10 protein-coding genes and 1 tRNA gene are annotated in these 18,940 nt (G+C 69.1%); 8 read left to right on the top strand and 3 right to left on the bottom strand.

What is annotated here, in order from left to right; genetic code table 11:
* Positions 1-14: 14 nt before the first annotated feature.
* The 3 genes from F3087_RS19140 (at position 15) to F3087_RS19130 (ending at position 1,899) form a co-directional block, all read left to right on the top strand.
* Positions 15-503, top strand: a complete 489-nt coding sequence (locus F3087_RS19140) for a MarR family winged helix-turn-helix transcriptional regulator (RefSeq protein WP_150403367.1) — start codon at positions 15-17, stop codon at positions 501-503.
* A gap of 232 nt (positions 504-735) precedes the next feature.
* On the top strand, positions 736-1,227 hold the full coding sequence (locus tag F3087_RS19135; protein ID WP_150403366.1) for an HIT family protein: 492 nt from the start codon (positions 736-738) through the stop codon (positions 1,225-1,227).
* Positions 1,228-1,266: 39 nt separating this feature from the next.
* Positions 1,267-1,899 carry an HIT family protein gene (locus F3087_RS19130; RefSeq protein WP_150403365.1) on the top strand — a complete coding sequence of 211 codons (633 nt, stop codon included), beginning with the start codon at positions 1,267-1,269 and terminating at the stop codon, positions 1,897-1,899.
* A 239-nt stretch (positions 1,900-2,138) separates the two neighbouring features.
* Here F3087_RS19130 and F3087_RS19125 read toward each other — a convergent pair whose 3' ends face one another.
* Complete coding sequence (locus F3087_RS19125) at positions 2,139-2,765, bottom strand: TetR/AcrR family transcriptional regulator (RefSeq protein WP_191094045.1); 627 nt, start codon at positions 2,763-2,765, stop codon at positions 2,139-2,141.
* Positions 2,766-2,973: 208 nt separating this feature from the next.
* Here F3087_RS19125 and F3087_RS19120 point away from each other — a divergent pair, with 208 nt between their 5' ends.
* The 3 genes from F3087_RS19120 to F3087_RS19115 all read left to right on the top strand — a co-directional run bounded on the left by F3087_RS19120 (position 2,974) and on the right by F3087_RS19115 (position 6,771).
* A complete protein-coding gene (locus F3087_RS19120) occupies positions 2,974-3,255 on the top strand; it encodes a hypothetical protein (protein WP_150403363.1) in 282 nt (93 codons plus the stop codon).
* A gap of 108 nt (positions 3,256-3,363) precedes the next feature.
* Positions 3,364-3,495: a hypothetical protein gene (locus F3087_RS47140; protein WP_263407218.1), complete on the top strand. Its 132-nt coding sequence runs from the start codon at positions 3,364-3,366 to the stop codon at positions 3,493-3,495.
* 252 nt (positions 3,496-3,747) lie between these two features.
* Positions 3,748-6,771 carry an ATP-binding protein gene (locus tag F3087_RS19115; RefSeq protein ID WP_150403362.1) on the top strand — a complete coding sequence of 1,008 codons (3,024 nt, stop codon included), beginning with the start codon at positions 3,748-3,750 and terminating at the stop codon, positions 6,769-6,771.
* A gap of 700 nt (positions 6,772-7,471) precedes the next feature.
* Here the strand turns inward: F3087_RS19115 and F3087_RS19110 are convergent.
* Positions 7,472-7,553 (bottom strand) — tRNA-Leu (locus tag F3087_RS19110).
* Between the two features lie 387 nt (positions 7,554-7,940).
* Here F3087_RS19110 and F3087_RS19105 point away from each other — a divergent pair.
* Both F3087_RS19105 and acpS read left to right on the top strand, forming a co-directional pair.
* Positions 7,941-17,300 (top strand): type I polyketide synthase, encoded by a 9,360-nt coding sequence (locus tag F3087_RS19105; RefSeq protein ID WP_150403361.1) that lies wholly within the window; start codon positions 7,941-7,943, stop codon positions 17,298-17,300.
* A gap of 11 nt (positions 17,301-17,311) precedes the next feature.
* Positions 17,312-17,743, top strand: coding sequence for a holo-ACP synthase AcpS (gene acpS, locus F3087_RS19100; protein WP_150403360.1), 432 nt, complete (start codon positions 17,312-17,314; stop codon positions 17,741-17,743).
* 9 nt (positions 17,744-17,752) lie between these two features.
* Here acpS and F3087_RS19095 read toward each other — a convergent pair whose 3' ends face one another.
* Positions 17,753-18,907: a PucR family transcriptional regulator gene (locus F3087_RS19095; RefSeq protein ID WP_150403359.1), complete on the bottom strand. Its 1,155-nt coding sequence runs from the start codon at positions 18,905-18,907 to the stop codon at positions 17,753-17,755.
* Between the last annotated feature and the right edge of the window lie 33 nt (positions 18,908-18,940).

The following is an 18,940-nucleotide window of genomic DNA, read 5'->3' as shown; positions in this document are numbered from 1 at the left end:
GCTAATGTGGGGTCATGGTGAACCAGCCGTTGGACTCGCGCGCGGTCTTCTTGTTGTCGCAGATCGGTCATCACGTGGCGTACCGGTTCACCGAGCAGCTAGCGCGATTGGATCTGGATCCGGCCCACTTCGCGGTGCTTGGTCACCTGGCCGGCGCCGATGGACGCAGTCAGCAGGAACTCGCGGATCTACTTCGGGTGCACCGCAACGCCATGGTCGGACTCGTCGACGAACTGGAGAAGCGCGCACTGGTCACCCGGCGCCCGCACCCGGTCGACCGTCGCGCACACGCGGTCCACCTCACCGATCATGCCCGCGAGGCGCTCGCGGCGATCCAATCCGAGGCCGACGCACTGGAATCGGAAATCCTCGCACCGCTCGACGAGACCGAGCGAGCGTTGCTCCTTCCGCTGCTCCATCGCATCGCCGCGCACGCCGAACTCCCCGCCGGCATACACCCCGGCCTGCAACGACGGCGCCGTGCACGCCGGGAACCGCAGTGAACACAGTCCGCTGATGGCTGACTTCAGTACGTTTGACTGAGCGATATGGCCGCGGAGCGGGCGTTCCCAGCGGATGGTGGCCGGCCTCAGACTTGCTGGCCACCAACGCTTCTGAAATGTCTGGATCTGCCGAAGAGCGGTTGTCAGGGCAACGGAGGGGCAGGTTCCGGTTACTGCCGCAGGGGAGTGAAGAGTGGCCCCCACCTCAGCGGGGTCGGCAGAATCGTTTGGTATGCAACGTATTCCGTTTGATGTGGAAGCCTATGTGCAGCGAGTTCGGTCGAGCCCTTGCTTTATCTGTGAGGTGGCCGCCAGCCCTGGCAGTGACGGATGGCATGAGGTGGTCGCCGATACCGAGAACGACATCGCGTTCCTCTGCAAATATCCGACGTTGCTAGGGCACGTTCTCGTGGCGCCGAAGATTCATCATGAGCACGTGGTCGGGGACCTCGCCGAGGACGCCTACCTCCAGCTGATGGCTCTGGTGTATCGGGTGGCGAGGGCGGTGGAAGCGACGGTCGAGGTCGAACGTACCTATCTGCTGAGTCTGGGCAGCCAGCAAGGCAATTCCCATGTGCATTGGCATATCTCGCCGCTGCCGCCAGGGGTGCCGTATCACGAGCAGCAGTTCCATGCGCTGATGGCGGAGAACGGGGTGCTGGCTTGGACGCCGGAGCAGGCCAGCGCGTTGGCCCGGCTGCTGCGTGCTGCCCTGGTGAATTGATCGCGCAGGAGCGCACCACGAAAGGGAGCAACAGTAGCTATGGATCCGCAGAACGCATTGGCACAACACCCTGGAACACGCAGTGCCAGCGCGGCTTTCGGCAGGCAGACCGCGACGATCGACGCCGGCGCGTACATCGACCGACTCCAGGCAGACAACGCCGCCGGTCGGTGCTTCATCTGCGAACTGGCCGACGAGCAGCCAACTCCCGCGCAAACGGTCGCCTATCGTGACGAACACTGCGTCGTGTTCTTTCCGCGCTGGCCTCGCCTCTACGCCTACTGCCTACTCGCACCCCGACGCCACACGACGAACGTCGTGTCGGACTTCACTGAGCACGACTACCTCGCACTGCAACTGCGCATCCATCGCCTCGGTCGGGTCCTGGCCGAGATCACGCCCACCGAACGCCTCTACGTGTTCAGCTTCGGCAGCATGCAGGGCGTAGCGCATGTGCACTGGCACGTCGCGCCGCTCCCACCGGGGATCCCCTTTCGCGAACAGCAGTTCGCCGCAGTCGACAAGCTCGAGTACCTGGTCATTGCAGAGGCCGAGCTCGTCGAGCTGGCAGAAAGGATCGGAGCCGGCATGACCGCTCTCGCCGAGCAAGACCTCGGGCGATCGAGTGGATCGAACATGGGTGATTGTGTCCTCGGACCGCGCAAACGCTAGCTGCTGCGTAGCGGTGACCGGCTGGGGGAGCGGCTGATCGGGTGTGCTTCGGGGTGGGGTTCGTTGGTGAGTGTTGCTAGAGTTGACAGTCATCCCGCCTTAAGTGATGCTGTTTCTGGCGTCACCCGTCTGTCTTCCTGCGGGGTGTTCGCCAATGCCGCTGTCTTGCAGCATATTTGGCAATCGCGCAGCTTCCGCCGTCATTGTCGAGACGTAGTCTCGCGGGGTAGTTCGTGGCTTCAGTCGGCTTGGTCGAGCGCGCGGAGGGCGGCGTCGACCAGGGTGGTGGCGGTGCGTGCGCACAGATCGACGGCTTTGTCCGGTGCCATCGCGCGGATGTCGATGAGGACCATGAAGGCTTCCCAGCCGATGACCGTCGCCACCGCGGACACGAGTTCCTCGAAGTCCGCCGCGGGCATGCGGTCGCGCATCGGTGCCAATGCCCATTCGATCCAGCGGACTCGGCGGTAGCCGCGGCGGGGGGTGTTCGGTGCGGGTGGTGCGGCGTCGACGGTGAGTTTCACCAATCGTCTTCCCAGCGGCAGTGATTCGACGATGTTGACACCCATGGCGTGGGTCAGTGCGGCGATTCGGACGCGGGGATCGGTGGAGGTGACGTGTTGGAGGGCGACGTCGGTGTCGGCGCTGAGCAGGCCGAGGGTCGCGTCGAGCATGAGTTGGTCGAGGCTGGGGAAGTGCAGATAAACGGTGCGCCGGGAAACCTCTGCGGCGGCAGCGATGTCGTTGACGGACGGTTCGGCGCCGCTGCTGATCAGTGCCGCTGTCGCCTCGACAATGGCATTGCGGGTGCGGCGTCGCTGGGCTGCGCGCCCCGGCCCTTCGGCTGCGGAGGTAGCTCGGGTCATCGGTCGCGGTTCCTCATTTTCATGTCTTGACAGCGCCTGCTGTGCAGTCAATATACTCATCTGCATTAAGTGCACAGCAGTGCATTGAATGCACTGGGAGGAACTCGATCATCGGCGGGGGCCGATCACCCGGACGGCACGGCGGGCTTTGTCCTGCGCGACCGGCTCGAGTGGCGTGTCTCTGTTCTAGGACGGCAGGGGTAGCAGAATGGCGTATCTCGTTGTGGACCAACGCGTTCAGGACGTGCGGCGATGGGCGGAGGCGTTCGCCGAAGGCGCCGAGCGCCGCCGCGCGGCGGGCGGGGAAGTCGTGTTGACGCTCGCTGATCCAGTCGATATCGGCCGGGTGCTGGTGATCGTGCGGTTCGAGACCGCGCAACAGGCGCGGGCGTGGCGGTCCAGGCCGGGCGTGGCGCAGGAGGTCGCACGCGGCGGGGTGATCGCCGAATCGGTGAGCGTGCGCATGCTCGACGAGATGGTGGTGTCGTGAGATGTGGGTGAAACGCCGGTATCAGGATGGGTCGGCAGTCTTGACGGCATCGACGCCACAGTTGGGGGAGTCACCGTATGGAGATCGGCACAGTGCCGCGGGCGCCCGGTGCTGACCGGCAAGGCGAATTCTGTTGCGCTGCACATTTTCGAGGTCCGCAACGGCCGGATCTCGCGCGAGAACGTGTGGCTCGAAGGCGCATCCGTCGCCACGCAACTCGGCGCGGCCGCGGCGGCGTGACGGCGTTTTATCGACTACACACCTGGGAATCCCGGAAAGGGTGTCGGGTGTTCATCGCTGTGACCGAACGCGTGGGGGTGCGCGTCGGCGGGGCGGCGGGCCGCGGGTTTCCGGGCGGCTCAACGCAACCCTTCGATCGTCGAAGTGGTTGCCGGACAACTCATTCAACGAGCACGATGCGCCGCGCGGTGGGCGTCGACTGCGGACTCGAACCGACGGACGGATGGTCCGTCGAGAGTGGGAGACGTCGTGATGATCGAGCCGAGGGCAGCAGCGGAGCCGGTCCGGCGTTCGCGCCGTGGACCGGGCAACGCCGGCGCCGAAGTACACATCCTCGGGCCGGTGCGGGTGGTGAACGACGGCCGTGATCTCGGTGTCGACCGTCCGCTGGAGCAGGCCGCGCTGGTCCGGCTGGCGCTGGCGCGCGGGGTACCCGTGCCGGACGGGCGGCTGGTGGCCGATCTGTGGGGTGAGGAGGATCTGTCTCGACCGATTGCCCGTCTGCGCGTGTTGATTTCGCGGCTGCGAACGGCGCTGGGTGAACACAGCGTGATGGTGACCCGGTCACCGTCGGGCTACCAGAGCACCGTCGTCGTCGCCGATCTGATCGCCGCCGAGGCAGCCGCGGACCGGATGCACGCGGCGCAGCGCGCTGGACAGTACGCCGCGGTGCGTTCGGCCGCCGAGGACGCCTTGCGCTGGTGGCGGGGCCCCGCACTGGTCAATCTGATGTCCACGCCGTTCGCCTGCGCGGAATCGGCCCGGCTCGAACAGTGGCGGCTCGGGGTGACCGTGGCCAGGCTGGACGCGACGCTGCACCTCGGTTCGGGCGCCGAAATCGCCACGGAACTGGCCACATTGGTGCGCGAGCATCCGCAGCACGAACCACTCGCCCGGTTGTACGCGCTCACCCTGTATCGGACCGGCAGCCAGGCCGACGCCCTCGATCGGCTGCACCGACTACGCCGAGCCTTGTCCGATGAGCTCGGCGTCGATCCGACCCCGGAAACGGCCGAGCTGGAGCTACGGATCCTGCGTCACGATCCCTCGCTGCAACCGCCGCGGCCAACTCACACCATCGACATCGCCGACAGTCCAACGGACACAACATGTCCGACGCCTGCGGACGCGTTCGTCGGCCGACACGAGGAGCTGGCGGCGGTGCTGGAAAGCCTGCGTGCGCCCGCCGTGGTGACGCTCCTCGGTGGGCCGGGCAGCGGCAAGACCCGGCTCGCGCTGGAGGCCGCGCGCAAGGTCGCCGCCGCAGGCCGGGCCGTCGTGTTCGTCGAGCTGGCGACACTACAACGCAGCGCCACCATCAATCAGGCGATCGCCGTGGCCGTCGACGCGGCGCCGGAAGGCTGCCCGGAGGCAGTCCGCGCCGCCCTGACCGGGGTGGTGCTCGTGCTGGACAACGCCGAACACGTCACCGACGAGGTCAGGGCGATCGTCGAGGCCCTCACGATGCAGGTACCCGGGCTGACCTCCCTGATCACCTCGCAGCGGGCGCTCGAGTTACCGGCGGAGTCCCTGATCCGGATCGCAGCGTTGGACCACCCTGCCGGGCTCGAATTGTTCGCCGAACGGGCGATGTGCCCGCTCATGGCAGCTGATCGATCCGATGTCGTCGCGGTGTGCGCGGCGGTCGACTGGCTGCCGCTGGGCATCGAACTGGCCGCCGGTATGACCAGGACGTTCACGATTTCTCAACTGGCCCAACGGATCGACGGGCGGATCCGGCTGCGGATGGGCAGCCGTCGCGGCATCGGTGGTGGCCGGCACAGCAGTTTGCGCGCGGCCCTGGACTGGAGTCATGAACTGCTGGATCCGACGGAACAGGCTGTGCTCCGACGGATCTCGGTGTTCGCGGGCGGTTTCGAGCTCGAGGCCGCCGAGCTGGTGGTGCCCTGCGGATCGCTCGAAACAGCCGATGTCGCACCGGCGCTGGCGGGTCTGGTGGATCGTGGTCTCGCCACGGTCCTGGTCGACGGTGCGAACCGTCGTTTCGCGCTCCTGGAGATGGTGCGCGACTACGCGTCGACCAGGTTGGCCGACGCGGGAGAGGCGGCGGTCGTCCGGCAAAGACACGTGGCCTGGTGCCTGGATTTGATCCGTGCTGCGGGCGCGGTCGACGAATTCGACTCCGCCGCATCGGTGGCCGCGGCCTTCGCCGAATGGTCCAACGTGCTCGACGCGTTGGAGCACGCGGCGAATGCCCCGTGGGCGCATGTAGGCCTGCGACTGGCGATCGCCATGCACAAACCGTGGACCGTCAGAGCGTGGCATCAAGAGGCGAGCAGGCACTTCGCGGCGTTGATCGCCGCGGCGGCGACCGCGGCCGAGCGAGCGAATGCGTTGAACAGCTACGCATTCCATCTCATGCTGCTCGGCCGGTTCGACGAATCGGCGCGCCTGCTGACCTCGGCCGCCGAAGCCGCCGACGGCCTCGGCGACCACTCGCTGTCCCTCGATATCCGCTACCACCGTGGCATTGTCGACATCGAATGCGGTCAGCTCGGCGCTGCCGTCGCCACGCTGGAGGCCGGGGAACTGTACGCGCGCCGAGTCGGCGACCACACCCGCACGGCATCCTTCGCGAACGCGGGTGGAACCGCCCAATTGTTCGCCGGCCTGGCCGAATCCGGTCTCGACAGCTTCCGCCGAGCGATCCGTCTCGACAAAGAATCGAACGACGAGCACGGACTCGCCCGCGGACTCAGCAATCGAGCAACCGCGCTCGCGGCTCTAGGCCGGCCTGCGGAGGCCCTCGCGGCGGCCGGGAAGTCCGACAGCTGCGCCGAACGATGGGAGGACCGAAAGATCCTCTCGCTCAACGAATTGACCCGTGCCGCTGTCGAACTCGCGGCCGGACGGCTCGAGGCCGCGGAAAAGCACTGCCGCGCCGCCCAGTCCTATCTCGGTAACGAGATCGGCACGGCCGACGTCGATTTGGCCGATGTGCTGATCCGCAAGGGCGAGCTGGTCACCGCGAAAGCCGTGCTGGACAACGTGTACGCGCAGGTCGTGCCCGGCGGTATCGCCTGGCTGGCCGCCCGGCCCATTTCCGCCGCGCTCGCCGCCGCTCACGGCGACTGGGAGACCGCCGCGGTCCTGGTCGGACAGACCACCGGCCAGTACGCGAGATCGGGCTTCGGGTGGCAACGCTACGTCGACCGACTGCGGGACATTCAAGCCCAACTCGCCGCCCGGCGCCCGCTCACCCAAGCGGTGACGATGTCTGTCCGGCCGACACCGACATTCCGGCAACGCTACTGACCGAGGCCATCGGTCAGCTCCCCGTGCTCGAGGCCATCGTCGTCTCGGCAGGGTATCTGCGAGACCTGAAACTTGCCCAGGACGCCTTCCGGTACGGCGGCCGACCCGCGGGCTTGATGGTCCAGGCCCACCGGGCTCGCGAAAAAGGGGTGTCGCGGGTGGCGGTGGCGTCACGCCGGGACGTTCGATTCCGGATGCTGGAGCAGGCTCGGGCGGCAGCGCTGGTTCCGCTGCGGGATGCAGAGTCTCGGTTCGGGATTGTGCCCTCGCGCCGCGCAAGCGCTAGCTGCTGCGTAGCGGTGACCGGCTGGGGGAGCGGCTGATCGGGTGTGCTTGGGGGTGGGGGCGGTTGTTGTGCTCTTACACCTTGGTTGCTGGGTTCGCATGGGTTCGGGGAAACCGGCTCGGTGAGACACGCCGACACGTCGATCCTTCGTCCGAGATGGACCAGCGATCGTTCCGTTATTCAGATGAGGCCACTCGGTCGGGTATGGGGAGTGGTTCTGGTTGGTTTCAGCAAATATCTCGCGTGGCTCAACTGGGTCGTGGGTGCGGGCGGGTGTGTCGTGTATGCCCATATGCGCACGTGTTGAACGCGGGAAGTGTGCTGGGAGAGGGTTGTATGGCGCATCTGCGTCAGAGGTGGGAGGGGGGGGCTCCCGAACACGACATTTGTGACACAAATGCCGCGTGACGGCGGTGCGCGAGAGGGGACTTGAACCCCTACGTCCGTGGACACCAGAACCTAAATCTGGCGCGTCTGCCAATTTCGCCACTCGCGCGTGATGGTACGACCGTGCAAACTCTACCGGGCTTGACCGACTTCGCGAAGCTCCGGGCGGGCGTGGCGTACTGGTCGGTAACCCTACCAGGGATTATAACGATTAGATAACCATCAACATGAGGGGCGCTCATGTTTCCTACGTGTTAGTAACCCGGTAGACCAGCGTGTTCAAACATGAGGAAGGGTCATGTTTGGCATGGTTCTGGTACGTACGTACACGAATACTGGGCAGTATGCGGTCCAGGCGACGAGCAAACGTGAGGATTTCCTCATGATTCTGGCTATCCTCGCCGTTATCAGGCCCCAACGCTGAGGAACACCTGCGCACCGGAGGGAGCGGCGTGTCTCGGAGGGCATGTCGCCAGGAGAAGGAAGTCGAATCGTCTTGACGATCAACGAGAGCACCGAGACCGGTACCGGACAGAGCGCGAAGGTCGGTGCGGCCCAGGGGGCTGGGACCCGATCGCCACTGCTGGATCGCCTGCTGAACGGGACGCCCTACGCGCTCGCGTTCGGCGGACAGGGCGCCCAGTGGCTCGACGAACTGGAAGAGATCGGCCGCGACAGCGCGCTGGAGCCCGAATTGACCGCATTGGTCAACGAGGCGGAAGCGCTGCTGGAACCCGTTGCGGCACAACTGCTTGTGGTCCGTCCGGTCGGCTTCGACCCGATCGGGTGGATGCTGGAGGACGAACTGGTCGATACCGACCAGGGTGAGGTGTCCGCGGCCCCGTCGGCGCAGATTCTGCGTTCGGCCGCCGTGTCGATGCCGGGCGTGCTGCTCTCGCAGATCGCCGCGATGCGCGCGCTGCGGTTGCAGGGTCTGGATCCGGCCGAACACGCGCCGGTGGCGATCGTAGGCCACTCGCAGGGCCGTCTGGCGGCGACCGCGGTGGAGGCCGGCGGGCAGCGCGACGCCGAGATCCTGGCGGTGGCGCAATTGATCGGCGCGGCCGCCGGTTTGGTGGCGCGGCGGCGCGGGCTGATGCCGGTGGGCGAGCGCTCGCCGATGGTCGCGGTGTCGAACGTCGATCCCGACGAGTTGCGGGCCGTGGTGGCCCAGGTGGCCGAGGGCACCGACCCGGCCTCGGCCGCGGTGGTGTCGATTCGCAACGGACGCAGGCGCGCGGTGCTGTCCGGCACGCCGGCTCAGCTGGAGCGGGTCCGCCAGCGCTGCGCACAGATTCATGACGAGCAGTCGCGCGAACGCGACGCCAAGGTCCGCGGTGGCGCCATCTTCGCGCCGGTCTTCGAGGACGTGCTCGTCGACGTCGCGTTCCACCACCCGGCGCTGGCCGACACGGTGGACCTGGTGAGCTCCTGGGCCAACCAGTGCGGGCTGGACGCGGCGCTGGCAGGCGCGCTCGCGCAGGAGATCCTGGTCGATCCGATCGACTGGGTGGAGATCGTCGACGGCGTGGTTGCCGCAGGCGCGCAATGGATTCTGGACCTGGGCCCCGGCGATCTGCTGTCCCGGGTGACCGGCGGTTCGCTGAAGGGCACCGGCGTCGGCATGGTCGCCGCGGCGACCCGGGCCGGGCAGCGCAGCCTGCTCACTCCGGGCGCCGCGCCGGAGACGGCCGCACCGTGGACGGCGTTCGCGCCCCGCCCGGTTCGGCTGCCGAACGGGCGGATCGTGGTCGAGACCGCGTTCACCAAGCTGACCGGTCGTTCGCCGATTCTGCTGGCGGGCATGACGCCTACCACCGTCGACGCGAAAATCGTTGCGGCGGCGGCGAATGCGGGTCACTGGGCCGAGCTGGCCGGTGGTGGCCAGGTGACCGAGCAGATCTTCGCCGATCGGGTCGCCGAGCTGAAGACGCTGTTGCAGCCGGGTCGCGCGGTGCAGTTCAACTCGCTGTTCCTCGATCCGTACCTGTGGAAGTTGCAGCTCGGCGGCAAGCGGCTGGTGCAGAAGGCACGCACCGCGGGCGCCCCGTTCGACGGTGTGATCGTCACGGCCGGTATTCCGGAACTCGACGAATCCGTCGCGCTGATCAAGGAACTCACCGAGGTCGGCATCTCGCACGTGGCGTTCAAGCCCGGCACGGTCGCGCAGATCCGCGCGGTGCTGCGGATCGCCGCCGAGGTGCCGGACTACCCGGTGATCATGCACATCGAGGGCGGCAAGGCCGGCGGGCACCACTCCTGGGAAGACCTGGACGACCTGCTGCTGGAGACCTACGCCGAGCTGCGCAACCACGAGAACGTGGTGGTCTGCGTCGGCGGCGGCATCGGAACCCCTGAGCGCGCAACGGAATACCTGACCGGCGAGTGGGCGGCCCAGCACGGCTACCCGGTGATGCCGCTGGACGGCGTGCTGGTCGGCACGGCCGCCATGGCGACGCTGGAGGCGACCACCGCGGCCGAGGTCAAGCAGCTGCTGGTCGACACCCCCGGCACCCCCGACTGGGTCGGCGCGGGCACCGCGTCCGGCGGAATGGCCTCGGGCCGTAGCCAATTGGGCGCCGACATCCACGAGATCGACAACGCCGCCTCGCGCACCGGCCGGCTGCTCGACGAGGTCGCCGGCGACGCGGACGCGGTCGCCGAACGCCGCGACGAGATCATCGCGGCGCTGAACGCCACGGCCAAGCCGTATTTCGGCGATGTCGCCTCGATGACCTACCTGGACTGGCTGGAGCGCTACATCGAGCTCGCGGTCGGCCTGGACCGGCGCAAGGACTTCGACTGCGGCAGCGACATCGGTGACGCGATCACCGACGCCACCCGTTCGGTGTGGCTCGACATCACCTGGCGTGACCGTTTCGCGGAAATGATGCGCCGCACCGAATCCCGGTTGAATCCCGCCGATCGCGGCGAGATCCCGACGCTGTTCGCCGACGACGCGGACTTCGGGAACCCGGTCGGCGCGCTGTGCGCGCTCAAGGAGCGGTACCCGGTCGCCGAGCAGACCGTGCTGCACCCGGCCGACGTCCCGTTCTTCGTGACGCTGTGCAAGACCCCGGGCAAGCCGGTCAACTTCGTGCCGGTGGTCGACGGCGACGTGCGCCGCTGGTGGCGCTCGGATTCGCTGTGGCAGGCCCATGATCCGCGCTACTCCGCCGATCAGGTGTGCGTCATCCCCGGCACTGTGTCGGTCGCCGGTATCACCCGGGTCGACGAGCCGGTCGGCGAACTGCTCGACCGCTTCGAGCAGGACACGGCGTACTCGCTGGTCCGCGCCGGCGTGGTGCCGGTGGCGATCGACGGCCGCCGGGTCGCCGGCGTCACCACCGGCCCGATCGACACGGTGCTCGCCGCGCCGGACATCGAATGGTCCGGCCGCACCACGGTCAACCCGGTGTACCGGCTCGGCGACGTGGCCGAGTGGACGGTGGACGGCAAGGGCGCCGTGCACCCGCCGAGCGGCGCCACGCTGACCGAGACCACCGGACCGGACGCCGACAACGCGTACGTCGAGCTGACCGTTCCGCTGTTGGGCAGCAACGTGGTTCGCATCCGCATCACCGTGCCGACCGCCACCTACAACGGCGGCGCCCCGGTGGTCACCGAGGCCGACGCGCACACCGCGATGACCGCGCTGATCGCCGTCGCCGCCGGGCAGTCGCTGCCCGAGGTGAAGGGCAAGGTCGCCCACCTGAACATCGCCTGGTCGCCGGACCTGGTCGCCGACCACGCCGGCGTCACCGGCTCGGGTCTGCCGTCTGCGCTGAGCACGCTCGGCCGCACCGTCCCCGACGTGCTGGTCGGCGCCTGCTGGCCCGCCGTGTTCGCGGTGCTGGGCGCGGCTCGTGCCGCGGACGGCGCGAGCGTGATCGAGGGCATGCTGGACCTGGTCCACCTGGACCACCAGATCGAGCTGGCCGGCGAACTGCCTACCAGCGCAAGCGTTCTCGCGGTGCGGGCGGAGGCGGGCGAGACGCTCGACACCGACCTGGGCCGCGTCGTCGAGGTGCGGGTGCGCATCGCGGGCATGCTGGACCGGCCGGAGACCGGGATGTCCATGCCGACCGTCGCCACCCTCACCGAGCGGTTCGCCATCCGCGGCCGCAACGGCGCCGGCGAGCTCACCGATCCGCCGCGCGCGGCGGGCACGGTGTCCGCCGACGCCACCGAGACCCCGCGTCGCCGGCGTCGCGATGTGACCATCGTGTCGCCGCGCACCATGCACGCGTTCGCCGCGGTCTCCGGCGACCACAACCCCATCCACACCAGCGATTCCGCGGCCAAGCTGGCCGGTCTCGGCAGCCCGATCGTGCACGGCATGTGGCTCTCGGCCGCCGCGCAGCACGCGGTCTCGGCGGTCGACCCGGACAGCGCGATCCCGGCTCGCACCGTGACCGCGTGGACCACCCGCTTCCTCGGCATGGTCCGGCCCGGCGCGGAGATCGACGTGCGCGTCGAGCGGATCGCGGTCGACGCGGGCGCGGAGATCGTCGAGGTGTCCTGCCGGACCGCGGGCGATCTGGTGATGACCGCGACCGGTCGCACCGCCGCCCCGAAGACGGTCTACGCCTTCCCCGGCCAGGGCATCCAGCGCAAGGGCATGGGCCTGGACGCACGGACCCGCTCCAAGGCCGCCAAGGCCATCTGGGACCGGGCCGACAAGCACACCCGCGACGCGCTCGGCTTCTCCATTCTCGCTGTGGTGCGCGACAATCCGACCTTCCTCAAGGCCCGCGGCGTCGAACACCGGCACCCGGACGGCGTGCTGCACCTGACCCAGTTCACCCAGGTCGCGATGGCGGTCCTCGGTGTCGCGCAGGTCGCCGAGCTGCGTGAGGCCGGCGCCTTCGTCGAGGGCGCCATGCTGGCCGGGCACTCGGTCGGTGAGTACAACGCGCTCGCCGCGGCCGCCGGGGTGCTGCCGCTGGAGGCGGTGCTCGAGGTGGTGTTCCAGCGTGGTTCCGCCATGCACGAGCTGGTGCCGCGGGATGCCCAGGGCCGCAGCGACTATCGGCTCGCGGCCATCCGGCCCTCGCAGATCGGGCTGCCCGACGACGAGGTGATCGACTTCGTCAACGGCATCGGCACGGCCACCGGGGAGTTCCTCGAGGTGGTCAACCTGAACCTGCGCGGTTCGCAGTACGCGATCGCAGGCACGGTCGCCGGGCTCGAGGCGCTGGAGACCGAGATCGACCGCCGCCGTGCGGAATTCGGCGGCAAGCGGGCGTTCATCCTGGTGCCCGGCATTGACGTGCCGTTCCACTCCACGGTGCTGCGCAAGGGCGTGCCGGAGTTCCGGCACAAGCTCGAGCAGCTGCTGCCCGAGGACCTGCACCCGGAGGTCCTGATCGGCCGCTACATCCCGAACCTGGTGCCGAAGACGTTCTCCCTGGAGCGTGAATTCGTCCAGGAGATCGCCGATCTGGTGCCGTCCGAGCCGCTCGCCGCGGTGCTCGCCGACTTCGAGGGTTGGTCGGCGCGACCGGTCGAGCTGTGCCGCGTCGTGCTGGTCGAACTGCTGGCCTGGCAGTTCGCCAGCCCGGTGCGCTGGATCGAGACCCAGGACCTGCTCTTCACCGACGCCGCGCACGGCGGCCTCGGGGTCGAGCGGTTCGTCGAAATCGGTTTGGGCGCAACGCCTACCGTGGCGAACCTGGCCACCCAGACGTTGAAGCTGCCCGCGTTCAGCGGCGCGACGGTCGAGGTGCTCAACCTCGAGCGCGAGGCCGGGATCGTCTACTCCACCGACACCGATCCCGCACCGGTGGACGAGCCGGTCGAGGAAACCGTCGAAACCGCTTCGGCCGCAACGCCTGCCGCGGCCCCCGTAGCGGCTGCCGCGCCGGTCGCCAGCTCGGGCGGACCCCGTCCGGACGACATCGCCTTCACCGCCGCCGACGCCACCCGCGTGCTCATCGCGCTGTGGACCAAGCTGCGGCTGGACCAGATCGGCCCGGTCGACACCATCGAGGGCCTGTGCGACGGCGTCTCCTCGCGCCGCAACCAGCTGCTCGTCGACCTCGGCTCCGAGCTCTCGCTCGGTGCGATCGACGGTGCCGCGGACGCGGACATGGGCGCGCTGTCGGTCACGGTCGAGCGCCTCGCCCGTACCTACAAGCCGTTCGGCTCGGTGCTGTCCGACTCGATCGGTGACCACCTGCGCAAGGTGTTCGGTCCGTCCGGCAAGCGTCCGGCCGCGATCGCCGAACGGGTGAAGAAGGTCTGGGAGCTCGGCGACGGCTGGGCCAACCACGTCACCGCCGAGGTCTCCCTCGGCACCCGCGAAGGCGCCAGCGTGCGCGGCGGCGACCTCGGCGGGCTGGTCTCCGGCGCGCTGGGCGATGCCGCCTCGGTCGACGCGGCCATCGACACCGCCGTGCAGGCGGTCGCCGCGCGGCGCGGTGTCGCGGTCTCGCTGCCGTCCGCCGGTGGCGGCGGCGGTGGCACCGTCGACGCGGCCGCGCTGGGCGAGTTCACCGAGCAGATCACCGGCCGCGACGGCGTGCTCGCCACGGCGGCCCGGGTGGTGCTGGAGCAGCTCGGCCTGGCCGAGCAGGTGTCCGCGCCGGAGGCGACGGACAACTCCCTGGTCGACCTGGTCTCGGCCGAATTGGGTTCGGACTGGCCGCGTTTGGTCGCGCCCGCGTTCGATCCGCGCAAGGCCGTACTGCTCGACGACCGGTGGGCCACGGCCCGTGAGGATCTGGCCCGGCTGTGGCTCGGCAACGACGCCGAGACCGCGGAACTGCCGATCAACGGTTACCTCGGGGCCGGCGAAGCCGTTGCCGCGCAGGCCAACTGGTGGCGCGAGCGGGCCAAGCACGAGGCCCGTTCGGTGCTGGCCGGGGTCTACGAGCGGATCGGTACGGCGGCGCTGAGCACCGACGATCGCGGCGTCTGGTCCGCGGACATCGCGGTGATCACCGGCGCCAGCAAGGGTTCCATCGCGGCGGCGGTCACCGGGCAGCTGCTCGGCGGCGGCGCGACCGTGGTGGTCACCACGTCCAGCCTCAACGACGACCGGCTGAGCTTCTACCGGAAGCTGTACCGGGACAACGCCCGGCACGGCGCCGCCCTCTGGGTGGTGCCCGCGAACATGGCGTCCTACCAGGACATCGACGCGCTCATCGAGTGGGTCGGCACCGAGCAGGTGGACAACGCCGGTGGCGCGAAGATCAAGACCAAGGACGCGCTGACCCCGACCATGCTGCTGCCGTTCGCGGCGCCGCGGGTGGCCGGTGACCTCTCCGACGCGGGCGCCCGCGCGGAAATGGAAATGCGCGTGCTGCTCTGGTCGGTGGAACGGCTGATCGGTGGCCTGTCCACCATCGGCGCCGACCACGACGTGGACGCGAAACTGCATGTGGTGCTGCCGGGTTCGCCCAACCGCGGCCTCTTCGGCGGCGACGGCGCGTACGGCGAGTCCAAGGCCGCGCTCGACGCGGTGGTCGCCAAGTGGCGGGCCGAGAAGTCGTGGTCGACCCGGGTCACCCTGGTGCACGCGTTGATCGGCTGGGTGCGCGGCACCGGCCTGATGGGCCACAACGACCCGATGGTCGAGGCGGTCGAAAAGGCAGGCGTGACCACCTGGTCCACCGCCGAGATGGCCGACGAGCTGCTCAAGTGGTGCACCTCGCGGGCCCGCCAGGTCACCGTGACCGCCCCGCAGCAGATCGACCTGACCGGCGGATTGGCCAGGGCCAAGCTGGATCTGCCCGCGCTGGCCAAGCAGGCGGCCGAACGCGCCGCCGAGGAAGCGGTGGAAGCCGAAGCGGCGGCGACGATTTCGGCGCTGCCCGCCCCGCCGACCATGTCCTCGGTGCTGCCGGTGCCCGAATGGGGCACGGTCACCACCGATCTCGCCGACATGGTGGTGATCGTCGGAGCCGGCGAGCTCGGCCCGTACGGCTCGGCGCGCACCCGGTTCGAGATGGAGGTCGAAGACCAGCTCTCCGCTGCCGGCGTGCTCGAGCTGGCCTGGACCACCGGCCTGGTCACCTGGGAGAACGACCCCAAGCCCGGCTGGTACGACGCCGAATCCGGTGACTACGTCGCCGAATCCGAGCTGGCGGACAAGTACCACGACGCGGTGATCGCGCGCTGCGGCGTGCGCCGCTACGGCGACGACGGCGCCATGATCGACAACAGCGCGCCGCTGATGACGTCGGTGTTCCTCGATCAGGACCTGACCTTCACGGTCGGCGGCGAGGCCGAGGCGCGTGCCTTCCACGCGGCCGACCCCGAGCACACGGTCATCGTGCCGGTGGCGGATTCGGCCGACTGGACGGTGACGCGCAAGGCGGGCACCGAGATTCGGGTGCCGCGCCGGGCCAAGCTGTCGCGCACCGTCGGCGGCCAGATCCCGACCGGCTGGGATCCGACCATCTGGGGCATCTCCGCGGAGATGGCGAATTCGGTTGACCGCGTTGCCCTCTGGAACGTGGTCTGCACGGTGGACGCGTTCGTCAGCTCCGGATTCAGCCCGGCCGAACTGATGAGCTGGGTGCACCCGAGCCTGGTGGCCAACACCCAGGGCACCGGCATGGGCGGCATGTCCTCGATGCGCTCGCTCTACGTCGACAACCTGCTCGGCGAGTCCCGGCCGAACGACATCCTGCAGGAGGCGCTGCCGAACGTGGCGCTCGCCCACGTGGTGCAGTCCTACGTCGGCAGCTACGGCGCGATGGTGCACCCGGTGGCGGCCTGCGCCACCGCCGCGGTGTCGGTGGAAGAGGGCGTGGACAAGATCCGCCTCGGCAAGGCCGAGCTGGTCGTGGCCGGCGGCTTCGACGATCTCGGCATCGAGGGCATCGTCGGCTTCGGCGACATGTCGGCCACCGCGGACTCGGCGGCCATGAGCGCCAAGGGCATCAGCGACCGGTACTTCTCCCGCGCCAACGACCGCCGTCGCGGCGGGTTCGTGGAATCGCAGGGCGGCGGCACCGTGCTGCTGGCCCGCGGTGACGTGGCGGTGGAGATGGGCCTGCCGGTGCTCGGCGTGGTCGCCTTCGCGCAGTCCTTCGCCGACGGCGTGCACACCTCCATCCCGGCGCCCGGTCTCGGCGCGCTCGGTGCGGGGCGTGGCGGCCGCGAGTCCCGGTTCGCCGCCGACCTGCGCAAGCTCGGCGTCGGCCCGGACGACATCGCGGTCGTCTCCAAGCACGACACGTCTACCGCGGCCAACGACCCGAACGAGTCCGAGCTGCACACCCGCCTGGCCACGGCCATCGGCCGCTCCGACGGGGCGCCGCTGTTCGTCGTCTCGCAGAAGAGCCTGACCGGGCACGCCAAGGGCGGCGCGGCCGCGTTCCAGCTGATCGGCCTGTGCCAGGTGCTGGAAAACGGTGTGGTGCCGCCGAACCGGAGCCTGGACTGTGTCGACGAGAAGATGCAGGCGTACCCGCACCTGGTGTGGGCGCGCGAGCCGCTGCGCTTCGGCGAGAAGTTCTCGCTGAAGGCCGGTCTGCTGACCTCGCTCGGCTTCGGGCACGTCAACGGGCTGCTCGCGGTGGTGCATCCGGAGGCGTTCATCCAGGCGATCGACCCGGAGCGGCGCGCGGCCTACCAGGAGCGGGCGCAGCAGCGTCAGCTCGCCGGGCGGCAGCGGTTCACCGAGGCCATGTGCGGCGGGGCTCCGCTGTACGAGCGTCCGGCGGATCGGCGCATGGGCGGTGACGGCACGCCGGCCAAGCAGTCGCGGCAGCTGGAAGCGGATGTGCTGCTCTCGGCCGAGGCTCGCCTCGGTGGGGACGGCGCGTACCGGGCCGACGGCTTCGGTTGCGGCGCAGGCCACATTGCGGACAGTTCGGGCACCGGCCGCCAGAGCACGTCGTAGGCTCCCGGCATATGACGATCCTCGGTATCGGCCTGGACTTGGTGACCATCTCCGAGTTCGCCGAACAGCTCGAACGCGCCGGAACCACGATGCTCCGAGAGAGTTTCACCGCGGGCGAGCGACGCTACTGTCAGAGCAAGGGGACCGATCCCGCGCGCAGCTACGCGGTGCGCTGGGCGGCGAAGGAAGCGGTGATAAAGGCTTGGGCCTCATCACGTTTCGCTCGCCGCCCGCAGATCGGCGACAATCCGTATCCGCTCATCGAAGTGGTCAACGACGCGTGGGGCAGGCCGAGCATCAAGCTGCATGGCCTGGCCGCCGAATTCCTGCCGCGGGCAAGGGTTCACCTGTCGCTGACCCATGACGGGGACACCGCCGCGGCGATGGTGGTGCTCGAAGACCCCGGCGAGATGGTGGATTTGATCGAAGGCCGCGAAGGGTAAGGCGGACAGTCAGTCTCGGTGGATGCGTTGTAACCGGCTGCGTTGCAACGCCCACCAGGCTTCGAGGGCCCGGTCGGGTTCGGTGAGATCGATCCCGACCAGGTCCTGGTAGCGGCGCAGCCGGTAGCGCACCGTATTGGTGTGCAGGCCCATCGATTTGGCCGTGTGGTCGACGCGCAGGCCGTTGCGCAGATAGTGCTGGGCGGTGTCGATCAACGCTGCGGCGGTGTCGTTTTCGCCGAGCGGGGTGAGGTAGCGGCGGACGAGTTCGTCGCCGACCTCGGTGTCGGCCAGGATCGCGGGCAGCAGCCCGAGGCCGGCCAGGTCGCGCACGCCCGTGAGTTCGAACGCGTCCGCGGTCGCCATGGCCCGGGTCGCCCGGCGGAACGACGGCTCCATCCGATCCAGCCGGGCGGGCGGGCCGATGCCGGCCGCCGTCGCGATCTCCGCGGTCGGCGGGGCGTCGACGATGCCGGCGATGTCGCCGTCGATGACCGCGAGCAGGCTGCGGGCCGGGTTGCTCGCCGGTGGCTCGAGCAGCCGGACCAGCCGATCCGCGGGCAGGTCGACGCTCGGGCGGGCCCGGATCGCGTGGTACTCGCGGTAGGAATCCAGGCCGTAGCGCTCTACTTGCAGCCGGATCTCGCTCGGCGCGAGCGTGCCGAACAGGATGCCGCGGACCAGGTCGGCGCGGTGTTGCTGATCATGCAGGGTCACTTGGAATTCGGCGTCGAGATGACCGCGGGTCACCGCCAGGATCGCGGTGTCGGTCAGGGCGAGAATGTCATTCGTGAGCTCCAGCAGCTGGCCGTCGGACATGCCCAGGCGGCGGCCCATGACGACGGTCTCGTCGATCGCGAACCGCACCGCCACCCGCCAGCCGCGGAACATCTCGGTCACCGGAATCCCTTGGCGCCCACGGTCTTCCCCGAGCGCGGTGAAGACGGCCAGCTCGCCGACGGTCAGTTCGCGGCCCGCGGCGAGCGACCGCAGAATCTGTTGCACGGTGCGAATGGCGTCCGGCAGCAACGAGGCCCGGTCCAGCTGTGCGTACGCGGGGATCTCCGCGCTGAGCCGTTCGATCGCCTCGGTGGTCAGCTCGGTGGCGTGCGAGAACAGCCGAGCCAGCAGGGCGCGGCGGTCGCCAGGGGGTGGACCAGCCATTGCTGGAGGGTAGCTCTGATTGGAGTCAGCGAC

Origin of the sequence: Nocardia colli (assembly GCF_008704205.1) — a bacterium.
GTDB lineage: Bacteria > Actinomycetota > Actinomycetes > Mycobacteriales > Mycobacteriaceae > Nocardia > Nocardia colli.
The sequence above is the reverse complement of the archived record's forward strand: the minus strand, read 5'-3'. Positions and strand labels throughout refer to the sequence as shown.

Bases quoted from the DNA above. Each gene is read 5' to 3' on its own strand.
- F3087_RS19140 (WP_150403367.1), top strand. From the start codon at position 15: ATGGTGAACCAGCCGTTGGACTCGCGCGCGGTCTTCTTGTTGTCGCAG.
- F3087_RS19095 (WP_150403359.1), bottom strand. From the start codon at position 18,907: ATGGCTGGTCCACCCCCTGGCGACCGCCGCGCCCTGCTGGCTCGGCTG.
- F3087_RS19115 (WP_150403362.1), top strand. From the start codon at position 3,748: ATGATCGAGCCGAGGGCAGCAGCGGAGCCGGTCCGGCGTTCGCGCCGT.
- F3087_RS19130 (WP_150403365.1), top strand. From the start codon at position 1,267: ATGGATCCGCAGAACGCATTGGCACAACACCCTGGAACACGCAGTGCC.
- F3087_RS19135 (WP_150403366.1), top strand. From the start codon at position 736: ATGCAACGTATTCCGTTTGATGTGGAAGCCTATGTGCAGCGAGTTCGG.
- F3087_RS19125 (WP_191094045.1), bottom strand. From the start codon at position 2,765: ATGACCCGAGCTACCTCCGCAGCCGAAGGGCCGGGGCGCGCAGCCCAG.
- acpS (WP_150403360.1), top strand. From the start codon at position 17,312: ATGACGATCCTCGGTATCGGCCTGGACTTGGTGACCATCTCCGAGTTC.
- F3087_RS19120 (WP_150403363.1), top strand. From the start codon at position 2,974: ATGGCGTATCTCGTTGTGGACCAACGCGTTCAGGACGTGCGGCGATGG.